General features: G+C 66.8%; 30 protein-coding genes and 2 tRNA genes. 24 read left to right on the forward strand and 8 right to left on the reverse strand.

All coding sequences use genetic code 11. The annotated features are described in order from the left end of the window. Positions 1–407: 407 nt before the first annotated feature. Together OG276_RS24770 and OG276_RS24775 are read right to left on the reverse strand one after the other, a co-directional pair. Positions 408–677 (reverse strand): hypothetical protein, encoded by a 270-nt coding sequence (locus tag OG276_RS24770; RefSeq protein WP_266908871.1) that lies wholly within the window; start codon positions 675–677, stop codon positions 408–410. 83 nt (positions 678–760) lie between these two features. After that, positions 761–1,516, reverse strand: coding sequence for a GntR family transcriptional regulator (locus tag OG276_RS24775; RefSeq protein WP_266908873.1), 756 nt, complete (start codon positions 1,514–1,516; stop codon positions 761–763). A gap of 78 nt (positions 1,517–1,594) precedes the next feature. On the opposite strand from OG276_RS24775, the gene OG276_RS24780 reads away from it, so the two are divergent. The 5 genes from OG276_RS24780 to OG276_RS24800 all read left to right on the forward strand — a co-directional run bounded on the left by OG276_RS24780 (position 1,595) and on the right by OG276_RS24800 (position 3,897). After that, positions 1,595–1,873 carry a hypothetical protein gene (locus OG276_RS24780; protein WP_266908875.1) on the forward strand — a complete coding sequence of 93 codons (279 nt, stop codon included), beginning with the start codon at positions 1,595–1,597 and terminating at the stop codon, positions 1,871–1,873. A 251-nt stretch (positions 1,874–2,124) separates the two neighbouring features. Beyond that, positions 2,125–2,349 carry a hypothetical protein gene (locus OG276_RS24785; protein WP_266908877.1) on the forward strand — a complete coding sequence of 75 codons (225 nt, stop codon included), beginning with the start codon at positions 2,125–2,127 and terminating at the stop codon, positions 2,347–2,349. Continuing rightward, entirely contained in the window at positions 2,346–3,074 is a 729-nt protein-coding gene (locus tag OG276_RS24790) for a GntR family transcriptional regulator (RefSeq protein ID WP_266908879.1), read from the forward strand. Before OG276_RS24785 ends, OG276_RS24790 begins: the two co-directional genes overlap by 4 nt. Further along, positions 3,071–3,415, forward strand: coding sequence for a hypothetical protein (locus OG276_RS24795; protein ID WP_266908881.1), 345 nt, complete (start codon positions 3,071–3,073; stop codon positions 3,413–3,415). The genes OG276_RS24790 and OG276_RS24795 overlap by 4 nt, the downstream gene beginning before the upstream one ends. A gap of 215 nt (positions 3,416–3,630) precedes the next feature. Further along, a complete protein-coding gene (locus OG276_RS24800; protein ID WP_266908883.1) occupies positions 3,631–3,897 on the forward strand; it encodes a hypothetical protein in 267 nt (88 codons plus the stop codon). Positions 3,898–4,000: 103 nt separating this feature from the next. Here the strand turns inward: OG276_RS24800 and OG276_RS24805 are convergent, their stop codons facing one another. Continuing rightward, a complete protein-coding gene (locus OG276_RS24805; protein ID WP_266908885.1) occupies positions 4,001–4,291 on the reverse strand; it encodes a hypothetical protein in 291 nt (96 codons plus the stop codon). A 327-nt stretch (positions 4,292–4,618) separates the two neighbouring features. On the opposite strand from OG276_RS24805, the gene OG276_RS24810 reads away from it, so the two are divergent. Continuing rightward, the gene (locus tag OG276_RS24810; RefSeq protein WP_323182365.1) at positions 4,619–4,816 is read left to right on the forward strand and encodes a hypothetical protein; all 198 of its coding nucleotides are present in this window, start codon (positions 4,619–4,621) and stop codon (positions 4,814–4,816) included. A 124-nt stretch (positions 4,817–4,940) separates the two neighbouring features. Beyond that, on the forward strand, positions 4,941–5,606 hold the full coding sequence (locus OG276_RS40970; protein ID WP_353963462.1) for an endonuclease domain-containing protein: 666 nt from the start codon (positions 4,941–4,943) through the stop codon (positions 5,604–5,606). A 78-nt stretch (positions 5,607–5,684) separates the two neighbouring features. Here OG276_RS40970 and OG276_RS24815 read toward each other — a convergent pair whose 3' ends face one another. Beyond that, the gene (locus OG276_RS24815) at positions 5,685–6,983 is read right to left on the reverse strand and encodes a hypothetical protein (RefSeq protein ID WP_266908887.1); all 1,299 of its coding nucleotides are present in this window, start codon (positions 6,981–6,983) and stop codon (positions 5,685–5,687) included. A 470-nt stretch (positions 6,984–7,453) separates the two neighbouring features. Here OG276_RS24815 and OG276_RS24820 point away from each other — a divergent pair, with 470 nt between their 5' ends. Next, positions 7,454–7,810, forward strand: coding sequence for a hypothetical protein (locus OG276_RS24820; RefSeq protein WP_266908889.1), 357 nt, complete (start codon positions 7,454–7,456; stop codon positions 7,808–7,810). Between the two features lie 443 nt (positions 7,811–8,253). On the opposite strand, the gene OG276_RS24825 is transcribed toward OG276_RS24820, so the two are convergent. Further along, positions 8,254–8,730 carry a hypothetical protein gene (locus tag OG276_RS24825; protein WP_266908891.1) on the reverse strand — a complete coding sequence of 159 codons (477 nt, stop codon included), beginning with the start codon at positions 8,728–8,730 and terminating at the stop codon, positions 8,254–8,256. Positions 8,731–8,741: 11 nt separating this feature from the next. Then, positions 8,742–9,212, reverse strand: coding sequence for an NUDIX hydrolase (locus OG276_RS24830; RefSeq protein ID WP_266908893.1), 471 nt, complete (start codon positions 9,210–9,212; stop codon positions 8,742–8,744). Between the two features lie 18 nt (positions 9,213–9,230). On the opposite strand from OG276_RS24830, the gene OG276_RS24835 reads away from it, so the two are divergent. The 11 genes from OG276_RS24835 to OG276_RS24885 all read left to right on the forward strand — a co-directional run bounded on the left by OG276_RS24835 (position 9,231) and on the right by OG276_RS24885 (position 16,360). Then, complete coding sequence (locus OG276_RS24835) at positions 9,231–10,013, forward strand: GntR family transcriptional regulator (RefSeq protein WP_266908895.1); 783 nt, start codon at positions 9,231–9,233, stop codon at positions 10,011–10,013. A gap of 139 nt (positions 10,014–10,152) precedes the next feature. Beyond that, a complete protein-coding gene (locus tag OG276_RS24840) occupies positions 10,153–10,494 on the forward strand; it encodes a hypothetical protein (protein ID WP_052871649.1) in 342 nt (113 codons plus the stop codon). A 2-nt stretch (positions 10,495–10,496) separates the two neighbouring features. Beyond that, positions 10,497–11,858, forward strand: coding sequence for an FtsK/SpoIIIE domain-containing protein (locus OG276_RS24845; RefSeq protein ID WP_266908898.1), 1,362 nt, complete (start codon positions 10,497–10,499; stop codon positions 11,856–11,858). Between the two features lie 78 nt (positions 11,859–11,936). Beyond that, the gene (locus OG276_RS24850; RefSeq protein WP_266908900.1) at positions 11,937–12,590 is read left to right on the forward strand and encodes a DUF2637 domain-containing protein; all 654 of its coding nucleotides are present in this window, start codon (positions 11,937–11,939) and stop codon (positions 12,588–12,590) included. A gap of 9 nt (positions 12,591–12,599) precedes the next feature. Beyond that, complete coding sequence (locus tag OG276_RS24855) at positions 12,600–12,791, forward strand: mobile element transfer protein (RefSeq protein WP_266908902.1); 192 nt, start codon at positions 12,600–12,602, stop codon at positions 12,789–12,791. Between the two features lie 17 nt (positions 12,792–12,808). Next, a complete protein-coding gene (locus OG276_RS24860) occupies positions 12,809–12,967 on the forward strand; it encodes a hypothetical protein (protein WP_266908904.1) in 159 nt (52 codons plus the stop codon). A 23-nt stretch (positions 12,968–12,990) separates the two neighbouring features. Continuing rightward, the gene (locus OG276_RS24865; RefSeq protein WP_266908906.1) at positions 12,991–13,311 is read left to right on the forward strand and encodes a DUF1180 domain-containing protein; all 321 of its coding nucleotides are present in this window, start codon (positions 12,991–12,993) and stop codon (positions 13,309–13,311) included. 89 nt (positions 13,312–13,400) lie between these two features. Then, positions 13,401–13,583 carry a hypothetical protein gene (locus OG276_RS24870; protein ID WP_266908908.1) on the forward strand — a complete coding sequence of 61 codons (183 nt, stop codon included), beginning with the start codon at positions 13,401–13,403 and terminating at the stop codon, positions 13,581–13,583. Positions 13,584–13,630: 47 nt separating this feature from the next. Next, positions 13,631–14,956, forward strand: coding sequence for a replication initiator protein RepSA (repSA, locus tag OG276_RS24875; RefSeq protein WP_266913094.1), 1,326 nt, complete (start codon positions 13,631–13,633; stop codon positions 14,954–14,956). Next, positions 14,949–15,152, forward strand: coding sequence for an excisionase family DNA-binding protein (locus OG276_RS24880; protein ID WP_266908910.1), 204 nt, complete (start codon positions 14,949–14,951; stop codon positions 15,150–15,152). The genes repSA and OG276_RS24880 overlap by 8 nt, the downstream gene beginning before the upstream one ends. Then, on the forward strand, positions 15,152–16,360 hold the full coding sequence (locus OG276_RS24885) for a tyrosine-type recombinase/integrase (RefSeq protein ID WP_266908912.1): 1,209 nt from the start codon (positions 15,152–15,154) through the stop codon (positions 16,358–16,360). Before OG276_RS24880 ends, OG276_RS24885 begins: the two co-directional genes overlap by 1 nt. A 69-nt stretch (positions 16,361–16,429) precedes the next feature. On the opposite strand, the gene OG276_RS24890 is transcribed toward OG276_RS24885, so the two are convergent. Further along, positions 16,430–16,500, reverse strand: a tRNA-Gly gene (locus OG276_RS24890). Positions 16,501–16,700: 200 nt separating this feature from the next. Here OG276_RS24890 and OG276_RS24895 point away from each other — a divergent pair. The 5 genes from OG276_RS24895 to clpX all read left to right on the forward strand — a co-directional run bounded on the left by OG276_RS24895 (position 16,701) and on the right by clpX (position 21,520). Next, positions 16,701–16,777: transfer RNA gene (locus OG276_RS24895), tRNA-Pro, on the forward strand. 187 nt (positions 16,778–16,964) lie between these two features. Next, positions 16,965–18,377: a trigger factor gene (gene tig, locus OG276_RS24900; protein WP_266908914.1), complete on the forward strand. Its 1,413-nt coding sequence runs from the start codon at positions 16,965–16,967 to the stop codon at positions 18,375–18,377. A 321-nt stretch (positions 18,378–18,698) separates the two neighbouring features. Beyond that, positions 18,699–19,316 (forward strand): ATP-dependent Clp protease proteolytic subunit, encoded by a 618-nt coding sequence (locus tag OG276_RS24905; RefSeq protein ID WP_250739480.1) that lies wholly within the window; start codon positions 18,699–18,701, stop codon positions 19,314–19,316. A gap of 112 nt (positions 19,317–19,428) precedes the next feature. Next, positions 19,429–20,079 (forward strand): ATP-dependent Clp protease proteolytic subunit, encoded by a 651-nt coding sequence (locus OG276_RS24910; protein WP_243334852.1) that lies wholly within the window; start codon positions 19,429–19,431, stop codon positions 20,077–20,079. A gap of 154 nt (positions 20,080–20,233) precedes the next feature. Further along, a complete protein-coding gene (clpX, locus tag OG276_RS24915) occupies positions 20,234–21,520 on the forward strand; it encodes an ATP-dependent Clp protease ATP-binding subunit ClpX (protein WP_250739478.1) in 1,287 nt (428 codons plus the stop codon). A gap of 508 nt (positions 21,521–22,028) precedes the next feature. Here clpX and OG276_RS24920 read toward each other — a convergent pair. Then, on the reverse strand, positions 22,029–23,000 hold the full coding sequence (locus tag OG276_RS24920; protein ID WP_266908918.1) for a hypothetical protein: 972 nt from the start codon (positions 22,998–23,000) through the stop codon (positions 22,029–22,031). Between the last annotated feature and the right edge of the window lie 61 nt (positions 23,001–23,061).

The following is a 23,061-nucleotide window of genomic DNA, read 5'->3' on the forward strand; positions in this document are numbered from 1 at the left end:
CCAACCAGACACGCGAAAGACACGACTTCTACGAGGTCTCTGAAGGACGCGAGTGAACGGGGACCTCCGTCACCGACCTCTTCGCTGCCGTGTTCCGGGCGTGAGCCTCGCGTCGAAGACGTCGCTCATAGTCCGCGATCTGACGCGCCACGGACTCACTGGTAGCGGTTCGGATCACCCGCTCGTTCTCGCGATCCACCAAGAACGGCCCGTTGCCCCCAGGCCGAGGGCGCTGCCCACTCCGCCCCTCACCGACTGCTCCCCAGTAGAAGAGCCATCCGAACGCGAGCTGCTGCACCCGGAGAATCCCAAGCTCATACTCCACACACTCCCGCACTTGCACGATCTCGGCGAGCACCAGCCGGCGGGCGTCCTCCTCAGTCAACATCGTTCGATGGTGCCACGCGTCATCCACCCATGTTGATGTCAGCGCTGGATGTCAGACCCTCGTCCTGCGACTGCTCCAGACCTTCCAGGAACGCGTTGTGGAAGTCGCGCTCGACAGCTCGGCAGGGCGCGCTGAAGAACATGCGCTGGGCATCACCGAGCCCGCATCCCACCACCTGCATGGTGACCCTGACGGCGTCCACCCCGTCGCAGCCCCGCTCCTTCAAGAACTCCTGCAGGGCGTTCCCGTCGCGCCTCGCCGCCCAGACGGGTCCCGCGACTGCGGTCATATCTGCGATCCGAGCCATACGTACGGCATCCACTACGCTTCCCCCTGCTCCTGGACCCGACAGGCCAGACGGCGCCACCCGCGCTAGCGGCTGATCGGAACCTCGTAGACGATCTCGCACAACGCGACGGGAATGACAATGTCCGCCGTCTCCACGGGCTGCCCCTGGTCGCTGTAGTAGGTCCTCCGAATGTGCGTGACCAGAGCGGCCTTCTGAATCCCGAGGAACGATGCTTCCTCGGCGGTCGCCTGCCGCGGCTCCGGCTGCTCTACGGCGTGGCTGACCGTGATCCCAATGACGGCCATCCGGTTCACAACACCAACGCCGGCGTGCGGCCCACCCTCCGGCAGGACCACGAGCGTGCCGGCGGTGAGCTCGTACGGCTCCCAACTCGTCGACAGCTGCACAGGCCTGCCATCGGCAAGGAACTCGTACACAGTGCGCACGCACAGCTCCCCAACCGGGATCCCGAGACGCGCGGCGATCTCGACCGGCGCGGGAACCTTCGCCTCGGTCCGACTCTCCCAGTTGCCCTGCCTACCCAAGGCCTGCATGTCCGCACGGAAAGGCGAACTGCCCGGCTGCTCACGAGCCGACGACCGGACAACCCGCACACGCTGCCGCGGCTCCGCGACATACGTACCCGAGCCCGCTCGTCCCTCCAGCACACCCTGAGAGATCAAGAGCTCCTGCGCCCGGCGCACCACGTTCTCGCCGACACCACACTCCTCGGCGATCTGCGTCCGCGAGGGGAGCCGGTCACCAACGTTCCAGTCATGCTCCGCGATCCGCTGCCGCAGTACGTCGGCGATACGGAGATAAGGCGGCTGCTCAGGCATGTAGAAAATCTAGTCCACTAGCTCTAATCTAGTTAACTAGCTTCACTCAACGTGTTCACTCGGCGACGGAGGCCCTCGGTGCCCGCTTCGGATTCAAGAGCCGAGAGCATCGCCGCCCGACTGTCCGCCATGGGCCTGACCACACGAGTGGAGGAGCACGCCCGCTACACGTCGATCGAAGCGGAGGTACCAGAAGCGCTGCCCGCCTCCACCTGGAGGGAGGTCCTGGAAGTGGCAGCGGAGGCCGACCGCTTCGGACTCCTAGCCAGCAGCTTGACCGGCCGCACCCTCTGGGCCGCCGTACGTAAAGCGGTCCCCGCGACGGGCGACGTCCGGGGACCTGGCCGACAGCAGTAGGAGCTGATCAGCATGTCGAACCGTATGGTCCCCACAACCGCCCGCACCAGGGGGCGCCCCCTCCGGCCGGCATTACCGCCCGCCGCGGACCCCACCCCCTACCGGTCGAGCGCGTGCACGATCGGAACCCACCACGAGTGCGCGCAGTCGTCCCCCGCCACGGGTCCGGTAGGCGTCCCCGTGATCTACGAGGCCTGCGACTGCCCCTGCCACACCCCAAACGACCGGCCCGAACCGCGGCAGGTGACCCAGTGAGCGGATGGACCCCTAGCGGCGCCCTCGCCGCAAACGTCGAGATCACCTCGACCACCGTCCAACGCGGCGACGTAATCCAGATCGGTGGCCAACCGTGCCGCGTCATCGACCTGATCCAACTCCCCGCCAGCGCGAAGCGACTCTGCTTCGAGTCGGGCGAACTCCTGACCATGCACGCCCGAACCCGCTTCATCGCCCTCCGAATGCGGAGGAACTGGTGACCCAACCCGCCCCGTCCCGCCGCCACGCCATCGCCGAGGACCTCCGTAACCAGATCTCGAAGGGTCACTTGAAGGCCGGCGAACGCCTCCCCTCTGAAGCCCGCCTGGCCGCCCACTACGAGGTCAGCACACCCACGCTCCGGAGCGCCCTCGCGCTCCTCCAGGGCGAAGGCCTAGTAGAGAAGATCCACGGCAGCGGCAACTTCGTCCGCCACCCACTCCGCAGGACCACGTACATCGGCGGCGGACACACGCCGAGCGCACCGACCCAGGCCGAGGAGGCTCTCCACACCACAGTCCGCGCCACCAACCTCCGAGCGCACGGCCATCTGACCGTCCTCCTCAAGGTCTCGCCCCGCAGCCCGTTGACTGAGTTCCTCTGCCTTAGCCACGAGGGGAAGACACCGCACAGCCTTGCCCGCATCTACGTCCCCCGAGACCTGGCGCCGACCAGCGTCCCGGAAGGACTGCTCACCGCACGAGTGCCAGACCAGCGCCCACCACTGTCCGTGGTCCAGGAAACGGTCAGCACCCGCCTCCCAACTCCAGTCGAAGCGACAACCCTTCGCATCAGCCCGACCCTGGCCATCCTCTCGATCACACGCGTGGCAAGCGACACGACCGGCCGCGTGGTCGAGGCGGCCCTCCTGACCCTCCCAGGCGACCGCGCCGATGCCGTCTTCACCACGCACCACACGACCGAAGACAGGAGGGCGGAACGATGACACCCCACAACGAGCTGCGACTCCTGCCGTGGTCGGGCCCCGACGGCAAGCCCTGTTTCCTAAGCGCCGACGACACCCCCGGCTACCTGTCCCGGATCGCTGACAATGCCGAGGCGATGCAACTCGACTTGGGCACCGAGCTCATGGACCACGCACTCGACGTACTCGCCGGTAAGGAAGCTGACCCGGACGAAATCCGCGTCCTGGCGGCAGACCTGACCAGAGCACTGCGAGACACAGTCCGCGTAGCAATCAGCCGCGGCCACCGCCTAGAGACATCGGCAGCATCCGCTCGCGGAGAACGCGAAGTCGCACCTCGTCCGCCAACAGCCGTGGGCTAGCGCGACCCCCAACGACAGCAAGCCTCCAGACGAGCGCTGGGGGCTTCGCTGTGTGCGTTGCGACTTTCCAAGCCAGTTGCTGTTCCATGGCCTCGTGTACGAGGCTGTCCACCTGCGTTCACGCCCTGGCGGCATCTCAGTTGAGTTCGGTTGCCGTCCCGCCCTGAGGGCCGTGAACCGAACTGAACGGGACGGAAACTGAGATGGGGGCTCCGGTGGAACGAGTAGAGGCTGAGCTGTTCACCTACGGCGGGAACGACGCCGTGGTGCGCCTCCAGGGCCGCAAGTTTCCTGGTGTCCTGATCCAAGGGGACACCCTCAGCAGCCTCCAAGGGGATGTGGCCGAGCTGATCGAGTTGTGTACCGCGGGCGACCTGGAAGAGGCCAAGTACGTGGCGGGCCTCATCCATGCCGACCTGCGGGAGAAGCTCAAGCGCTACACCGAAGCGCTGGAGGCCCACGGGATCTCCCGCCCTTTCTGATCTGTAGCTGCAGCCAGACTGGTCAGCGATGGCCACACCGGCCCCTTCGAGGCTGCGGAGAGCCACTAGGTGTGCATCCGCCGCCGTTGATGGCCGGCCGCCCTCACTCGTCGTCGCAGCGCTCCAGGATCAACCCGAGGGACCCGTCCTCCAGTCCGTTGCTGTCTTCGAGGTGCAGGTGGCTCCCATCGGGAACACCCTCCCCGGCAAGTACAAGTAGATGCCCTGCAAGCGTTCTGAGCCCCGGGGCATTCGCCTCGATCACGACCTCTCCCCCCAAGCCCCGCACCTCAATCCGCGCGTCCGCCTCCCACGTGAAGACGTGCGCGACACCATCGGTCACGGCCGTGACTTGGGTGCTCTCAACGGGGGCGCTGCGGGATTCAGAGGTCATGGCGACCATCATGCGCCCGGCGCACACGGCTCCGGAGGCCCCGTGCGTCTCAAGTGTTTCAGCAGGCCAGGGGCTCGGGAGGGGACCGTGAGTCGGCCCCCGTCCACGAATAGGCCGCGAGGCCAGCCGAGCCTCGTCGTGTGGTAGCGGTCGGCCGAGGGCTCAGGAGAGACCAGTGCCTGCATGTCATGAGTGGCGCTGAGCTGCATTTTTGTTGATGGAAGTTGGTGCTGGCCGGGCAACGTCCCGCGTACACACCGGAGCGGAGTAGTCCATTCCGGAGTCTGGCCACAGGCGTTGTCGGTGGGCTGTTCTACGGTGTCGCTCATGGCACCTTCTGACATCACACGCGCGGGCATCTTGCGGGCAATTGCAGAGCATGACGAGGTCGGACAGGAGACCTTCCGGGCCACTTACGGCTACCACGCGGCGATCACCTATCTGCTAGTCCATGAGGGGCGGGAGTACGACTCCAAGGCCATCGCTGGCGTTGCTCACCACCGCTACGCACAGACGCTCCGCTAGGCGTCCAAGCATGCGGACAAAGGACTGTGAAGAGTGTGGGGCCCCGTTCGCTCCCTCAGGGCCAGCTCGTTACTGCGGAGAACGCTGCCGTGCAGAAGGGAAGGCGCTGAAACTGACAGCGGGCATGTACGGGCTTACCTTGGAGCAGGTCCGCATGGTTCGCACGGTGGGTGCCTGCATGATCTGCTCATCGACAGTATCCGGATTCGAGTCCGGCATATTTGCCGTAGATCATTGTCATGACAGTCAAATCGTCCGCGGCATCCTCTGTCAAGCCTGCAATTTTCTTCTGGGCAACGCTCGCGATAATGTCGAAATTCTCTTGAGCGCTATAAAATACCTACTCAAAGACCATGCGGCTGAGCCATGGAATCAAGGTAGGAGTCGAGCCGAAGTGGTCGCTCACCGAAAAGAGCAGCGGCTCTCGGCTCGACTCGAACGCGCCGAGAGTGATCTAGAGATGGCTGAGCGGCGTATCAGGGAACTCGAATCCGTCTTGTCGGAGGTAGCTGAAGACACGGCAGTGGCTGCACGTCGTCGAGCCAGGGATGCCGATGCGGTCGAGAGATTCGTCAGCGAGTTCATTGCGCCTGCTGCCCGCAGTTCGCGCGTCGCGGCCAGCGCCATACGCACCACTTGGGCTGACTGGACGGGAGGCGCAGTATGCCCAGTTCGGAGCCTTCACGATGCTCTCCATAAGGTGGGAGGCGTCGAGCGCCGATCCTCGACCGGTAAGTACTGGGTCGGAATAGCCCTTCGGTCAATCCCATCGGGTCGTGCGGAGAACTAGACAGCGACGGTATACGGATCCGGAGGCCCCGTGAACCTCGAGTTGACAGTTGTCATGCAGTGGTGAGAGCCCCATGTGTCAGCCTGCCTGAACGACAGCCCTCACCTTCGGCCCAAGCCACGCCCATTCGGAGTGGTTCTGGATGCGTTCAAAAACGGCGGTCGGGGCAGACGATTCCCGAAGCGCACACACAACGTAAAGCCAGTAAAGGGACTCGGCAAGGAAGTACTGGGAGCTGCCACCTTGATTGGGTCGCTTGCCAAGATGGTGGCCAATGTCATCCCGGTTGGACTTTACAATGCGAGACCAGGCGTCAACATCCCCGACAAGCTCCGCAAAAAGGTCTCCTCCCAGATTGCAGCAATGATCTAGGGCGCCGGGTAGCTTAACGTTTTTATAGCCGATTCGAGTTCGCCCGAAGGCTTCAATGGCAACGGCGCGATGAAACAGGCGGTCTTCGACGAAGAGCCCAGCTCGATAACGGCTAGCCATTACGCGGCCGAGAGTGTCGCGATGGCGGACCATGCTCTCCATCCAATTCGACACCCCATCGATTCCACCAAGCTCGTCGAAAGTGAAGAACATCTCCGCAGCATGGCGAATTCCTGGCTTCTTGCTGGTGTCTCTTGCGATCCACTCGGCAAATAGTGTGATCGGAATTCGGTGATTTTGGTCACCGGAATCTACCGCAACATCGGGATGGCAGAAACTGAGTTGGTCATATTCTGCGACGCGTCCGGTGGCAATGCTGACCAAGTCCTGCAAGTCGCTTACATGCTCGATGGCATCCGACGTCGAAATCAAGCCGGGAAATTCAAGACGCCATACGTAGCGCTCGCGAAGCGACTGCTCTGTCCCGGTATGGGAAGGCAGCCCGATGCGATGCTCGAGTTTGATTGACAGGCCGCTGGGCAAGGTGGCGCACCGCTCGGGCTGCCGGCGCACCTCCAATGATGCGTAAGGACTTCCTTCTGTGGTCTCCTCGTGGGTGTAGTGCTTTGCGATAATTCCTCGGTTCCCTACCCATTGAGTCAGGTGGCGCATGTCAGCTGTCACGCCATCGGCATTGGGCTCGTCGTCTTCAGTGAACCATGTCCCCTTGAATACTTGTTGTACTGAAATCCTCTCGACCTCGCCGGTGTAGTTTTTCTGAAAGCAGTCTTCGAGTGTAAACTCCTTTCGGCCTGCGAGTCCGTGAATTCGGCTGTATATTCCGTCATTCGCTTGCAATGCATCTTGGGGGTTAAAGGTGCCGATCAGGCGGAGCTCGGTTCCTGTATCTGGATGATAAGAGAGAATGCCCGCTACTTTGTTCCCCTCGTCGCTTGGCAGCCACCATTGGCCCTCGACTTCCAGGCTACGTGAATCCTCGGGCATTCTTGATCTCCTACGGTGAGTCCGAGTGCTTGCAAGGCTCCTGCTTGTCAGGATGCCACCTAGGGGGTCTGCTCTGAGTTATTTTCGCGAGCCCGGATGCTTAGCGGTATGCCTCAGTGGATCGGTCCATCCGCGGGTGATCTTGAAAACCGTCGTGGCGCGAGTCGCGGTGGGTTTAAATCCCACACCCACCGCAGGTGAACGGCCCCTGACCAGCCAAAACGGTCAGGGGTCGTTCGCATGAGCGTGGTCCGGCAGCGCCCGTCGTTCCCCGCTGTTTCCCCCTGGAACGGGCACGGGAGGGGCGCGGCCCGCCATCTGATCCGTACCTCTGGCCAGACCGGTCAGCGACGGCCATCGGCTGCTACAAGCTCCCGGAGGAGCGGTGCTGTACGGGCCGGTTACTGGGGGGCGGTGCCGCGTTGCTGTACTCAGTGCGACGGACGGCAGGGGCGCTCTAAGGTTCGCTCATGAAGTGGCTTGCAACAATCTTCGCTGCCCTCGGGGGCGTTCTTCCTATCGCCGCGGTGCTCTGGGGTTGGCGATCAACTCGCAGGGAGTACAAGCGGTTGGTGTCTGATCTCGACGCCATCGACGCTGTCATACATGCCCCTGAAGGGACGTACCCGGATATGACGGCCCAGTCCGACGCAATGAAGGCAATTCGCGCGCCGCATTTCACATACGGACGCACCATGTACACCTACGAGTGGATCCAGCGGTTGATCCTTGAGCAAGCGATGTCGGAACTCCGAGGGCCAGCGTGGCTTGCTGGGGCAGGTATCGCCTTCGGCACGGCGGCGAGTGTTTGGTCCACCTGGCTGTAGCTCAGCCACAGCCGACCCCTGCTGTCATCCCGTCTGCCGTCGTCCCACACGTAGTGGTAGCGGGGCAGTCGTCAGGGGCCCAGGTGGAGCGCCCTGCTGGACGAACGACCTGGGCCCCTGGCGGCTGGTCTGCTACGGCTTGCCCTGGGACGACGGCAGGCGGGATGACAGCCCCCACCCCGAACCACAACGGAGCCGCGGGCGCACGACTGGCCCCCGCCATCCCAGAGTCAGAGCGCCCCCGCCGGAGGCATCAGTCCTGACGGACGGCTCACCGATCAGGCCGGGCTTACCCAGCCCATCAAGTCCTGAGCCATTGGCGCGCGGCTGGCGTCCCGGGCTGGAGCGGGGCGCAGACAGGAGCGCAGGCCCGGGGCGACGGGCGCGCGACGCCGCCTTGGCGGCGGAAGCGCCCTTGATGAAGTAGGGAAACTCTTATCGCGCTAGGGCCCGGTGGCTGCAAGGGTGGCCCGGTTGGCGTTGATGTGCGCTGCCAGTTCGGTAAGCGCACACTCGATGCGGGCACTGGCGATCGGGTCGAAGTCCGATACTTCGGCCGCTGTGGCCAGGTAGTTGGAGGGCTCGATCCCCCAGGCCTCGATCAGGCTCCATCCAGCCTGGACCTGGGCAGTCTGTCCGTCTGCGGATGACACTCGTAGCCAGGCTGTGCACTGGTCCGAGAAGTCGTACGGCAGATAGGCGGTGCCGCCTACATCCTTGAGCTCGATGATCTGTGCGCCCCACTGCTCCAGCAGCCGAGCGAGCCGCGCACCCAGGCCGCCTGGGGCAGTCGCCGAGTCATCGATCGCGAGGTAGTACGAATCGCATGGGTGCTGGTGGGAGCCGATGCGTAGCCGGAGGTCTTTGTGGTCCCCTCGGGTGCGGACACGGTCAAAGTGCAGAGCGATGTCCGCGGGCATGAGCGTCTCTTTCAGTACGTGCTTGTGGTCAGCTGGCGGCCGTCGTGGCTGCGGACGTGGGGGCCTGCGTCGTCCAGGGCGTCTAGGAGACGGATCGCGTAGACCTCGGACATTTGGGCGGTGACCTCTTCTGGGGTGAGCCATGCGACCGCGGTCGATTCCGCCGAGGTGCGCTCGGTGCCGCCTGCCGGCTTGCAGCGGAAGACCAGGGCGACGATGCCTCGGGTGGTGTTCTTGTAGACCCCGGTGAGCTTGTCTACCTCGACCTTGATGCCCGTCTCCTCCAGGACCTCGCGGCGGACGCCGGCCTCCGGGGACTCGGTGAGTTCGAGTACTCCGCCCGGCAGTTCCCAAGTCCCGTTGTCCGCGCGACGGATCGCCAGGAGTCGGCCGTCCTCGCGCAGCACTGCCCCGGCTACGGACACGGAGTGCAGTGGCGTTGACTTGGCCTGCGGGGAACCCGTACTCATGTACAGGAGCATAGGAGGAAGAGAAGGACTATGGGAACCGCAGTAGGAGGGGGCCGAGGGGCTGTGCCGCGCTACGTGCAGATCGCTGAGGACATCGTGCAGCAGATCCGCGCCGGGGTGCTGAGTGCCGGCGACATGGTGCCGAGTGAGTCCGAGCTCGTGGAGCGCTACGGCGTCGCGGGCGGGACGATCCGCAAGGCCATGGTGGAGGTTCGGGCCAGCGGGCTCGTGGAGACCCGGCATGGCAAGGGGTCGCTGGTGAAGGCTCGGCCGCCCGTGCGGCACCGGTCCTCCGATCGCTTCCGGCGTACGCATCGGCAGGAGGGTAGGGCGGCGTACCTCGCTGAGTCCGCGCAGTCCGGGGCCGAGGCCAAGGTGAGCGTGCTGTTCATCGGGCCGATGGAGGCGCCGGAGGAGATCGCGTCGCGGCTCGGGGTCACCGCGGGGACTCAGGTGCTGGCCCGGCGTCGGCTGTACTTCCGGAACGGGACGCCCGTAGAGACGGCCACCTCGTACCTGCCCTGGGACGTCGTGAAGGACATCCCGGAGCTCTTCGCCGAGAATCCGGGGCCCGGCGGCATCTACGCACGGCTGGAGGATCACGGCCACGTCTTCGCCGAGTACGTGGAGACGCTCCAGGCCCGGCCAGCCGCCAAGGCTGAGGCGACCGAGCTATCGCTGACTCCCGGCGCACCCGTGGTGCATCTGCTCCGCGATGCCGTCACGGAGGAAGGCCGTGTGGTCGAGGTCTGCGACACCCTCATGGCCGCTGACCAGTTCGTCTTCGAGTACCGGATCCCCGCACGCGACTGACGCTCGCTCAACTCCCCACAGCCCGCTACGAGTTTCTCTTCGTAGCGGGTTGACTCATGTATAGGAGTCGGGCACTCTTCTTCATGTCACTCCTGTACATGAGTGACGGAGTTCAGCATCTATAGAGGAGTGATCCGCTGTGCGTCAGATTCCCGTCGACACCTCGGCCGCCATGGTGATGGTCGCCCAGCCCCCGGCCGTGAAGATCAAGGACCGTCGGACCGGCGAGATCGCCACCGACCCCGAGACCGGGTCCCAGATGATGACCGTGGACGTGCTGTTCGCCTCCTACGGAGAGGCGGAGGTCCTGTCGGTGGTCGTGCCGGCGCCCGGGATCTCGGGGGAGCTGGTCATGGGTACCCCCGTCGCCCTGACCGGCCTCGTCGCCCGCCCGTGGGAGAACGAGTTCAACGGCCAGAAGCGCCACGGCATCAGCTTCCGCGCCGTCGCCGTCACCTCGCTCACCGCCAAGGCGGGCTGAGCATGAACGCCTTATGGGTCACGCTGCTGGTGGTCCTCGCCCTGGCACTCGTACTGCGCTGGCAGCGGCCCACCTGGTACTGGATGACCTTCGGGGTCACCTTCGCGACGATCCGCGTACTGATCCGCTACCGCTCGGTGATGGACGCCTGCGGGCTCACCGTCCCGCCCTCCCGCTGGCGACTAGCACTCGCTCGGGTGGCTAACAGGCCCGCACCTGAGGCTCGTTCGCCGCGCATCCTGCGGCTGCGGCCCACCTCGACCGGCCTGGTCCTACGGCTGAAACTCCGGCCCGGACAAGACGCGTTCGACTTCTCCGCCTCGTCGGACCGGCTCCGCCACTCCTTCGCCCTCCACAACGTCGTCTCGCACGAGATCCGCTCCAGCGTCGTCGAGCTGAGGATGACCGGATACGACGTACTCAAGCGGGTAAGCATGCCGACTGCTGCCGCGCCCGATGAACCGCTCCGCGTGCCGGTGGCCCTGCGGGAAGACGGGCAGGTTCATCACCGGGACTACCGGCAGGTCCCGCACGCCTTGAACGTCGGCGCGACCAAGTCCGGGAAGTCCGTCTACCAACGCACGCTCGTCTCCGGCCTGGCCTCACAGAACGTCGCCCTCGTCGGCATCGACTGCAAGAACGGCGTGGAACTCTCGCCGATGGCCCGGCGGTTCACCGCCCTCGCCGACAACCCGGACGATGCAGCGGAGCTGCTCGCCGCACTCGTCCAGTACATGAGCCGCGTCTACCAGGTAATCCGGGCCGAGCAACGGATCAGCATCGACCTCCCGGATGCGGAGATCACCGCCGAAATTTGGGACCTGCCCGCGCACCTTCGCCCCGTACCCGTCGTGCTGCTGGTGGATGAGGTTGCGGAGCTCGCCCTCGCCGCGGGTAAGGCAGAGGAGGCTCGACGGGACCAGATCGTCACCGACCTGGTCCGCCTCGCCCAGCTCGGCCGTGCCGCCGGCATCCACCTGGAGATCTGCGGCCAGCGCTTCGGCTCCGAACTCGGCAAGGGCATCACCATGCTCCGCGCCCAGCTCACCGGCCGTACCGCCCACCGCGTCAACGACGAAACCTCGGCCAACATGGCCTTCGGGGACATCTCCCCGGACGCCGTCCTCGCCGCCGTCCAGATCGACAAAGACCGCCCCGGCACCGCCGTGGCCGGAGACTCCTCCGGCGGCTGGTCCCGCATCCGGGCCCCGCACACCACGCTCCGCCAGGCCGTGAACACCTGCAACGCCCAAGCGCACCGCACCCCGAGCATCCCGGAGTTGGAGCCCTTCCGGCCCGCGCTCCCGGTACGCGTCCTCGTCGGCAAGGTCCAGCCGAAGACCGCCTCGGCACCTGCCTTCTGATCACTAGCCCCACCCGGTCGGCGCGGCCTCATCGCGCCAAGTCCCTACCCCACCCATGCCCGAAACGAGGTGAACACCATGACCCGCCTGGTCCGCCCGGACGCCGTCCTCGTCCAGGCCGTCATCGCCGGAGCCCTCTCCTTCGCCCACCTCCACGACCTCGCCGAAGCCGCCGGACAGGACGGCTGGAAGGCCTGGGCCTACCCGGTCAGCGTGGACCTGCTCCTCGTCGCCGCCTGGCACCGCCTCCGGTCCCTCCGGGATGCGGGGGAGCCCTCGCGGTCGGCCTGGTCCTGGTTCGCCGTAGCCCTCGCGGCCTCGCTCGGCGCGAACGTCGCGACCGCCGGCCTACTCGACCTCCGCGATGTCCCTGACTGGCTCCGCATCCTCGTCGCTGGATGGCCGGCACTCGCCTTCCTCGGCGGCACGCTCTTGGTCCACCGGCCTACGTCGCCCAGCGCACCGGAGCTCGGCCCTGACCCGGCGCCCCTGCCCGTGGTCGAGCGGGCGACAGAACCCGGCGTACAGGCCGACGAGTTCCCCGCCCTACCCGCTCCAGCCCCGGTGCCCGCGACGACGGTCACCGCTCCGCCCGCCCTCGTCGCGCACGCCCAGAAGATCGCCGCCGACCACCGCACCCGCACCGGCTTGGACATCGACACCGAGACCCTGCGCGCCCGGCTCGGCGTACCGCCCGCCATGGCCGAAGCCATCGCCGCCCAGCTCGCCTGAGGAGCTCCCATGCCCGCCCGGATCAACTTCCGCTCGCTCATGAAGATCGGCCCCGTCCAGATCGGCACCTACCGCGATAACCGCGGCCGCAACAAGGACACCGCCGTCTGCACCACCGACGGCTGCGGCTGGTCCTCGGACTACAACTCCTCGACCGCCGCCCAGCTCGCCGCCCGCTCGCACCGCTGCCGCGTCGCCTGACCCGAAAGGCCCACGCCATGGACGTCCCGCTCTGGTTCGCCCTGCTGGTCGTCGGTGTCCTCGGCTACAAGCTCGTCCGCCCGCCGCTCTGGCTCGTCGCCGTGATCCTCGTCGGCGGCTTCCTCCTCGCGGACAGCTTCCTCGCCCCGGCCATCGACACCGCGATCAACAAGTAACCCGCCCTGGAAGGAGAACGGCCATGTTCAAGCCCAAGTACCCCAGCCCCGACACCTACACCCCGGCGACCATCCGCCCGACCCCCATGCCCGTCGAGTACTCGGAGCCCGGCTCGGCGCCCGTCCCGGTGAAGTCCCCGAGCGCCTTCGGCGGCCTGGTCCAGAGCTCGCCCGGCACCGCGCTCGCAATCGCCGCCGGCGGAGTCGCTGGAGTCCTCGCGCTGGCCTCCGTCGCTGTGTCACTGCTCTTGGCCGTCGCGGTCACCGCCGTCGCCCTGTCCATCAGCGCCGTCGTCATGCTCTTCCTCGTCCGCGCCCTGCGCCAGGAGTTCAAGAGCCGTTGACCGGCCCCGGGACGGCCTCAACCGCCAAGTCTCCGCCGTCCCGGCGCCGCATTCCTGCCCGATCCAACGAACCGGACGGAACCACCATCATGAAGCAGAACACCCCGGGAGAGCTCTGCCCGAACTGCGACGGCCACGCCTCCGTCGCCATCACCCTCGGCGGCCGCGACCACAACGGCCACCTCCGCACGATCACCGCCCACTGCTTCACCTGCCACGGCACCGGAACGCGCCGCCCCATCCGCCGTCCCCACTGGACGGTGACCGCGTGACCAACACCGCGACCATCGCGGGCCTGGACCCGGCCACCCTCGGCGACATGCTGAAGGTGGCCGGCGCCCCCGGCTACGCACGCTGGGAAGACCAGATCCACCGCACCGGAGGATGCTCCGACCCGATCCACATCACCGGCTGGACCATCGCCAAGGACAAGACCTCCGGCGAGATCCTGCACCGCTACTCCACCGAGAACGAGCCTGGTGCCCGCCTCCGCATCGCCTGTGGCAACCGCCGCGCGTCCCGTTGCCCGGCCTGCGCTTGGACATACGCCGGAGACACCTATCACCTGATCCGGGCAGGCCTGGCGGGAGACGACCGCCGCGACATCCCCGCGACGGTCCGCGAACACCCCCGCGTCTTCGCCACCCTCACCGCCCCGTCCTTCGGCCCGGTCCACAATCGCCCCACCGGCCGGCCTTGCCGCTGCGGCACGCACCACCAGGAGGACGCGCTCGAACTCGGCACCGCCCTCGACCCGGCCAGGTACGACTACGCCGCCGCTGTCCTCTTCAACAACCACGCGGGACAGCTCTGGCAGCGCTTCACCACTCGCCTACGCCGTGAGATCGCCGCCTCCGCCGGCCTCACCCAACGCGAGCTGAAGGAGGAAGCCCGGATCTCCTACGGCAAGGTCGCCGAGTTCCAGAAGCGCGGCGCCATCCACTTCCACGCCGTGATCCGGATCGACGGACCCGCAGGCCCGCTCGGCCCTCCGCCGTCCTGGGCCACCACGGAGCTGCTCGACCGCTCGATCCGGGCCGCCGTAGCCCACGCCTACACCTCGATCACCGTCCCGGCCGCTGCTCACCAACCCGCCCGCACCTTCAGGTGGGGAACCCAGCTCGACGTACGCCCGATCAAGGCCTTCGGGGACGGCTCCGACATCACCGAACAGGCGGTCGCCTCGTACGTCGCCAAGTACGCAACCAAGGCTGCCGAGAACACCGGCACCCTCGACCGTCGCATCGGCAACCGCGAGGCCTTGGTCCTTCTGGACGTCCCCGACCACACAGCCCGCCTGATCGGGGCCTGCCTCGACCTCGACCCGCTCTACCCGGACCGCCGCCTTGCCGCCTGGTCGCACATGCTCGGCTTCCGCGGCCACTTCTCCACCAAGTCGAGGCAGTACTCCACCACCCTCGGCGCCCTCCGCCAGACCCGCGCCGACTACCGCGCCGCCCAGGAACGCGAAGCCCGCGGCCTGGACGACGTCGAGCCGGACACCGTGCTCGTCCTCGCCTCCTGGCAGTACGTCGGCCACGGACACAGCCCGGGGGAATCCGTCCTCGCCGCCACCATCGCCCGGGATATCCAACTCAACCGCCAGACCGCCCGCGAAGCCCTGCAAGGAGAGCAGCATGAATGAGCGCTACCTCAGCGTCGTCCAGGTCGCCGAACTGCTCGGCACCACCGTGCGGTTCCCCCGACGCCTCGTCGAGGAACGGCGGATCACGTACGTGAAGGTGGGCCGACACGTCCGTATCCCTGAGAGCGCCGTCCGGGCCTACATCGAAGCCCACACCGTCGCGCCGCGCCGCAGCCGTCTAGGGGTGGCAGCCTGATGGCCGGGAAGCGCCGACCGTTCGGCCGGGTCCGCAAGCTGCCCTCCGGGCGGTACCAGGCTCGGTACCTCGGCCCGGACGGACAGCTCCGCCCCGCGCCCGAGACCTTCCGTACCAAGAAGGACGCGGACGACTGGCTCGCCGACACGCAGACCGAGATGCGACGGGGTGACTGGCGTGATCCCGACGCCGGGAAGGTCGCCTTCGGGCCGTACGCCGTCGCCTGGATCAAAGAGCGTGAGCTGACCAGCACCACGCGACAGCTCTACGGCTCGCTCCTCAAGCACCACCTGGACCCGGTCCTCGGCGGGGTCAACCTGGGGGAGATCTCGCCACCCCTCGTACGGCGCTGGCGTGCCGACAAGCTCGCCGGCGGTACCGGGCCCACCACGGTGGCCAAGGCCTACGCCCTGCTCCGCGCCATCCTGGGTACGGCCGTGTCCGACGAGCTGATCCGGCGCAACCCCTGCCAGGTCAAGGGCGCCAGCAGCGTGCACACCCCGGAGCGACCCACCGCCACGGTTAAGGAGGTCTACGCGCTGGCCGAATCGATCCAGCCGCGCTACCGGACCCTCGTGCTCATGGCCGGATTCCTCGGGCTGCGCTGGGGCGAGCTGATCGGCCTCCACCGGCGGGATGTCGATCTGGAGCAACGGACCGTGCGTGTCCGGCGGGCTGTCGCCGAACTGAGCAACGGGCAGCGGGAGATCAAGGCGCCGAAGAGTGCCGCGGGTAAGAGGACGGTCTCCATCCCCGGCGTGATCCTCCCGGACCTTCATGAACACCTGAAGCGGTACGCGGAGGCCGGCGCCGATGGGCGTGTCTTCGTCGGGGCCAAGGGGGCGACCCCGCGCCGGAACCACTTCAACCGGCTCTGGCACAAGGCGTGTCGAGAAGCGGGGATCAAGGGGCTGCACTTCCACGATCTCCGGCACACGGGCAACACGCTGGCCGCGTCAACGGGTGCCAGCACCCGGGAGTTGATGACGCGCATGGGTCACAGCACCGCCCGTGCCGCGCTGATCTACCAGCACGCCAGCGCCGATCGGGACCGGCTGATCGCCGATGCCCTGAGCGGGCTCGTGAAGAAGAGCCGCAAGATCGAGAAGCCCAAGGTCCCCAAGACTTCCAAGAAGCCCGTGAGGGCCACCAAGGGCACGAAGGAAGATCCACAGCGGAAGGGGCACGCAGGGGGCACGCGGAGCTGATCGCAGCCCCGGGAACGACGAAGGGCCAGGTCGAGGAAACATCCTCTGACCTGGCCCTTTGCGTCTCTGAGCGGGTGACGGGAATCGAACCCGCGTAGCTAGTTTGGAAGACTAGTGCTCTACCATTGAGCTACACCCGCAGCACGTGCGACGCAGGTCCGGGGACCGCGGCACGAACAGCATCCTAGCGGGTCCCGGCGGGGGATCGCACACAGCATTTCGCGCCCGCGTGTGGCCGCGGCCGCGCCGCCGGGGCATCGCCGTGGGCCCCGGGCGCGCCTTTCGCCGAAACTCCGCGCGGCGGAGGGTCTTCGGGCATGTACCCTACGTGTCGCACCGACGGGGTGTGGCGCAGCTTGGTAGCGCGTCCGCTTTGGGAGCGGAAGGTCGTCGGTTCGAATCCGGCCACCCCGACCAGCAGGAGGACCGCGCGATCCCCCTTCGGGACCGCGTTGATGATCGCGTTGTGGGCTGATTGCCGCTTGCGGCTACTATGCAAGCTGCGTGCCCGTGTGTCTGATGTACCGGGCCCGATCCGCTGAGAACCGCTAGACCGCGGCGATGAGCAGAGACCCCCAGCAGTCAGCCACAAGGAGACCGAACCGTGAAGAGCGCCGTGGAGACCCTGAACCCGACTCGGGTTCGGCTCACTGTTGAGGTGCCCTTCGAGGAGCTCAAGGACAGCCTCGACGCGGCCTACAAGAAGATCAACCAGCAGGTCACGGTGAAGGGCTTCCGCAAGGGCAAGATCCCGGCCCGTGTCATCGACCAGCGCTTCGGCCGCGGTGCGGTGCTGGAGGAGGCCGTCAACGACGCCCTCCCGAAGTTCTACACCGAGGCCGTCAACGAGGCCGACCTGAACCCGCTGGGCCAGCCCGACGTCGACATCACCGAGCTGAAGGACGGCGAACTGCTGGCCTTCACCGCCGAGGTCGACATCCGTCCCGCGATCGAGATCCCGGACTACTCCGGCATCGAGGTCACCGTGGACGCCGTCGAGGTCTCGGACGAGGACGTCGAGAAGTCGGTCGAGCAGCTGCGCGGCCGTTTCGCGACCACCAAGGACGTCGAGCGCGCGGCGCAGGACGGCGACGTCGTCACCATCGACCTCGAGGCCAAGGTCGACGGCGAGGTGCTGGAGGACGGTGTCGCCCAGGACGTCTCCTACACCATCGGCTCGGGCGAGCTTCTCGAAGGCATCGACGAGGCCGTCAAGGGCCTGGAGGCCGGTGGCGAGGCCACCTTCACCTCCCAGCTGAAGGGCGGCTCCGCCGAGGGCAAGGACTCCGAGGTCACCGTCAAGGTCACCAAGGTCCAGGCCCGTGAGCTGCCGGAGCTGGACGACGAGTTCGCCGGCCTGGCCAGCGAGTTCGACACCATCGAGGAGCTGAAGGCCGACAGCCGCAAGCGCCTCGAGAACATGAAGCAGTACGACCAGGCCACGCAGGCCCAGGAGCGCGTCCTGGAGAAGCTGCTGGAGCTCGTCGAGGTCCCGATCCCCGAGAAGCTCCTCGCGGACGAGGTCCAGACGCGCAAGCACAACCTGGAGCACCACCAGCTCGGCCAGATGGGCCTCACCATCGAGAAGTACCTGGAGATCCAGGGCAAGACGGTCGAGGAGTTCGACGCCGAGACCGCCGAGCAGGCGATCAAGGGCATCAAGACCCAGTTCGTCCTCGACGAGCTGGTCAACAAGGAGAAGCTGAACGTGAACCAGGAGGAGCTCACCGAGCACCTCATGCGTCGCGCCGCCTCCTCCGGCATGTCCCCCGACCAGTTCGCCCAGGCCGTCGTCGAGGGTGGCCAGGTTCCGATGCTCGTCGGCGAGGTCGCCCGCGGCAAGGCCCTCGCGGCCGTCGTCGAGGCCGCCAAGGTCACCGACACCAACGGTGAGGTCGTCGACCTCTCCGACGACGAGGACGACGAGAACGCTGAGAACGCGGTCGAGCAGGCTGCCGAGACCGTCGAGAACGTGGTCGAGGCCGACGGCGAGATCGCGGCCGACGAAGCCAAGTAACACCCGGGGTCACCCCCACTGAGCAGCACCAGAGCACGGCCCGGAGGGCCCGTACGCCATCGCGTCCGGGCCCTTCGGCCTTGCTGCGGGACGCCCTCCCGGAGACCCCCTGCGAGACCCTCCGTGAGGGGCCTCTGACCTTGCGCTCCGAGCGAACAGTTCGGGAAGCGGGATGGCGTTGTCGTAGCTGCGCGTTAGGGTCCATGAATACGAGGGCACGGGAGTACCCGACGCCGGTGGACATCGTCCGCACGGCAGGTCCGCGCCCCAGAACGAGACGCTGAGACGGCACATGGCCGTCGGAGACGAGCAGGTGGATACGTGACGAATCTGAAGCCTTACGCCGCGGGTGAGCCGTCCATCGGTGGCGGCCTCGGCGACCATGTCTACAACCGGCTGCTCGGCGAGCGCATCATCTTCCTCGGCCAGCAGGTCGACGACGACATCGCCAACAAGATCACCGCGCAGCTCCTGCTCCTGGCCGCCGAGCCGGAGAAGGACATCTACCTGTACATCAACAGCCCCGGTGGCTCGGTGACGGCCGGCATGGCCGTCTACGACACCATGCAGTACATCCCGAACGACGTGGTCACCATCGGTATGGGCATGGCGGCCTCCATGGGCCAGTTCCTGCTCACCGGCGGCACCCCGGGCAAGCGCTTCGCGCTCCCGAACACCGACATCCTGATGCACCAGGGCTCCGCCGGCATCGGCGGCACCGCCTCGGACATCAAGATCCAGGCCCAGTACCTGCTGCGCACGAAGCAGCGCATGGCTGAGATCACCGCGCACCACTCCGGCCAGACCGTGGAGACGATCATCCGCGACGGTGACCGCGACCGCTGGTACACGGCGGAAGAGGCCAAGGCCTACGGCCTGATCGACGAGATCATCTCCGCCGCGTCGCTGGTCCCGGGCGGCGGCGGCACCGGGGCCTGATCCCGGCCCCGGCCCGGCGTGAGGGATCCCCTACGGGGGCCCTTCGCCCGCCCCGCACCAGGCAAGCCTCAGCCCGCAGAACGCCACCAGGACGGTGAACACCCAGATGCACATGAACAACCTTTCTCCCGCGAGCGGCCTCTACACCGGCGCGCCGGTGGACAACCGCTACGTCGTGCCGCGCTTCGTGGAGCGCACCTCGCAGGGCGTCCGCGAGTACGACCCGTACGCGAAGCTCTTCGAGGAGCGCATCATCTTCCTCGGCGTGCAGATCGACGACGCCTCCGCCAACGACGTCATGGCGCAGCTCCTGTGCCTGGAGTCGATGGACCCGGACCGCGACATCTACCTGTACATCAACAGCCCCGGCGGCTCCTTCACCGCGCTGACGGCGATCTACGACACGATGCAGTTCGTGAAGCCGGACATCTCGACGGTCTGCATGGGCCAGGCGGCCTCTGCCGCCGCCGTCCTGCTCGCCGCCGGCGCGCCCGGCAAGCGCATGGCGCTGCCGAACGCCCGCGTGCTGATCCACCAGCCCTCGGGCGGCACCGGCCGTGAGCAGCTCTCCGACCTGGAGATCGCGGCCAACGAGATCCTGCGCATGCGCGACCAGCTGGAGAACATGCTGGCCACGCACTCCTCGACGCCGATCGAGAAGATCCGCGACGACATCGAGCGCGACAAGATCCTGACGGCCCAGGACGCGCTGGCGTACGGCCTGATCGACCAGGTCGTCGCGACCCGCAAGACTTCGAACTGAACCTTGCCGCCAGTTGGCGTGGGCACGTCGCGGGGATTACGCGATGTGAACCACGTCAAGGGGGCCCCGCACGGGGCCCCCGGCAAGGTACCGTCGGATATGAGGCACCAGGAGCGCTGAACCAGGCGTCTCCCAGGCGAAGGGGAAGCACCTCGTGGCACGCATCGGTGACGGCGGCGACCTGCTCAAGTGCTCGTTCTGCGGAAAGAGCCAGAAGCAGGTGAAGAAGCTCATCGCGGGACCCGGTGTGTACATCTGCGACGAGTGCATCGACCTCTGCAACGAGATCATCGAAGAGGAACTCGCGGAGACCTCCGAGGTTCGCTGGGAAGAACTTCCCAAGCCCCGTGAGATCTACGAGTTCCTGGAGAGCTACGTCGTCGGCCAGGAGCCGGCGAAGAAGGCGCTCTCCGTCGCGGTGTACAACCACTACAAGCGCGTCCAGGCCGGAGAGAACGGCGGCGGGACGGGCCGTGACGACGCGATCGAGCTCGCGAAGTCCAACATCCTCCTGCTCGGCCCCACGGGCTCGGGCAAGACGCTGCTGGCCCAGACGCTCGCCCGCATGCTCAACGTCCCGTTCGCCATCGCGGACGCGACGGCGCTCACGGAGGCCGGGTACGTCGGCGAGGACGTCGAGAACATCCTGCTCAAGCTGATCCAGGCGGCCGACTACGACGTCAAGAAGGCCGAAACCGGGATCATCTACATCGACGAGATCGACAAGGTCGCCCGCAAGAGCGAGAACCCGTCGATCACGCGCGACGTGAGCGGCGAGGGCGTGCAGCAGGCCCTCCTGAAGATCCTGGAAGGCACCACCGCTTCCGTGCCGCCGCAGGGCGGCCGCAAGCACCCGCACCAGGAGTTCATCCAGATCGACACGACGAACGTGCTGTTCATCGTGGGCGGCGCCTTCTCCGGCCTGGAGCGGATCATCGAGTCCCGCGCCGGCGCCAAGGGCATCGGCTTCGGGGCGACCATCCGCTCGAAGCGCGAGATCGAGGCGAGCAACCAGTTCCAGGAGGTCATGCCGGAGGACCTGGTGAAGTTCGGGATGATCCCCGAGTTCATCGGCCGTCTGCCCGTCATCACCTCGGTCCACAACCTGGACCGCGAGGCCCTGCTCCAGATCCTCATCGAGCCGCGCAACGCCCTGGTGAAGCAGTACCAGCGGCTGTTCGAACTCGACGGCGTGGAGCTGGACTTCGAGCGCGAGGCCCTCGAAGCCATCGCCGACCAGGCGATCCTGCGCCAGACCGGCGCGCGCGGCCTGCGCGCCATCATGGAAGAGGTCCTGATGTCGGTGATGTACGAGGTCCCGTCCCGCAAGGACGTGGCCCGCGTGGTCATCACCTCGGACGTGGTCCGCTCCAACGTCAACCCGACGCTGGTCCCGCGGATCGTCCCGAAGGACCAGGGCCCGCACGAGAAGTCGGCGTAGCTGCCAGGCAGGGTACGCGTAAGCGGAAGGGGCGCCCCCGATTGGGGGCGCCCCTTCCGCGGTCGGCCCAACTTGCGCTGCAATCAGACATAAGTTCGCTATGGTCTGGCGTGACGCAGGGTTCCTTGATCGGCTTTGCCTCGAACGGCTTTCGATCGAGAGGTAAGAGCGTGAAGTTGAACCGTGTCATGGGAGCCCTGGCGGTAACGGTGGCCGCTACCGTGCTGCCGATGGTGGCGGCTACGCCGGCGTCGGCTGATCAGGGTGATTGCCAGCATTACCTCCACACGCAGGGCTATCGGATAGGCCCGAAGGTGGAGTCTGGTTGTAAGGCGGGTAGCGTCAGCGTCCTTGTCAACCCAGGACGCTGGGGTTCGTGCTACTTCGGCTTGACAAACATTGGAGTCAGGAAGGAGCCCGCCGTCGAGGCGTGCTACCGCGCGGGCCGCTAGCCCTCTGGCCGTGGCCGGCCTGCACGGAGACGAGTGCCCGTGCAGGCTGCTGGCGATCAGGCCTTAGAGCGGGCCGTGTTGTAGAGCTTCGCGGTGTAGCCCGCCGTCTGTTCCAGGGTGAAGCTCTGGGCGCCGCCCATGACGGAGGCGAAGTCCACCATGCTCACGATGGACAGGGTGCTGTAGTCACCCCAGATGCAGACCGGGATGGTGAAGGGCTTCGTGAGCGGGCTCGTGTCCGACTTCTTCGGAGTGAGCTTGAGCTCCTGGCACTTCATGACCGCACCCTTGAAGCCGGCCGGCTTCATCACCTTGGGGGAGCCGACCAGTTCCGCCTGCCCGTCGTCCTCGCTCTTCATCGAATCGGCCTTGGCCATGGCGAAGTAGGCGTCCACGGCCTTCTCCGGGTTGGCGATCTCGCCGTACACGCCCTGGAAGTTGAGCGCCTTGACGGCCAGCGGGTTCTTAGGGTCACCGGACTGGTAGGCCTGAGCGACCTGGGTCGGGTTCTTCACGCCGACCGCTTCCGCCTCCTTGCGGTCCTTGTCGGTGAACTCCTCAGGCTTGCTCTTCGGGTCCTTCTTGAAGTCATCGACCGACGCAGGGGCGACCAGCTTGTAGCCCTTGGTGTCTGCGGAGATGTCCGCGGAGGCGCCGCCGCCCTGCGTGAAGTACCAGCCGCCGCCGCCGATCACGGCCACCGCCAGGACCACCGCGATGATCACGCCGGCCTTCGACTTCTTCGGGGGCTGCTGCGGGGGCATCCCGCCGCCGTACGGAGGCTGCTGCTGGTAGCCGCCGTACGGGGCCTGCTGCTGGGGGAAGCCGGGCTGCTGCTGCGGGTAGCCCTGCTGCGGGACTCCCTGGGGGGCCTGCTGCGGGTAGCCGTAGCCGGGCTGCGCGCCGGGCTGCTGGCCGTAGGGGCCGGGCTGCTGTCCGTACGGGCCCGGCTGCTGCGGCTGCTGTCCGTAAGGCCCCGGCTGCTGCGGCTGCTGGCCCCCGTACGGTCCCGGCTGGTTGTAGCTCATCCCGCGTCCCCCCATGAGGTTGTTTATGCGTCCCACACATCCTGGCGGAAGCCGGAGGCGC

Source organism: Streptomyces sp. NBC_00086, assembly GCF_026343255.1.
Lineage (GTDB): Bacteria > Actinomycetota > Actinomycetes > Streptomycetales > Streptomycetaceae > Streptomyces.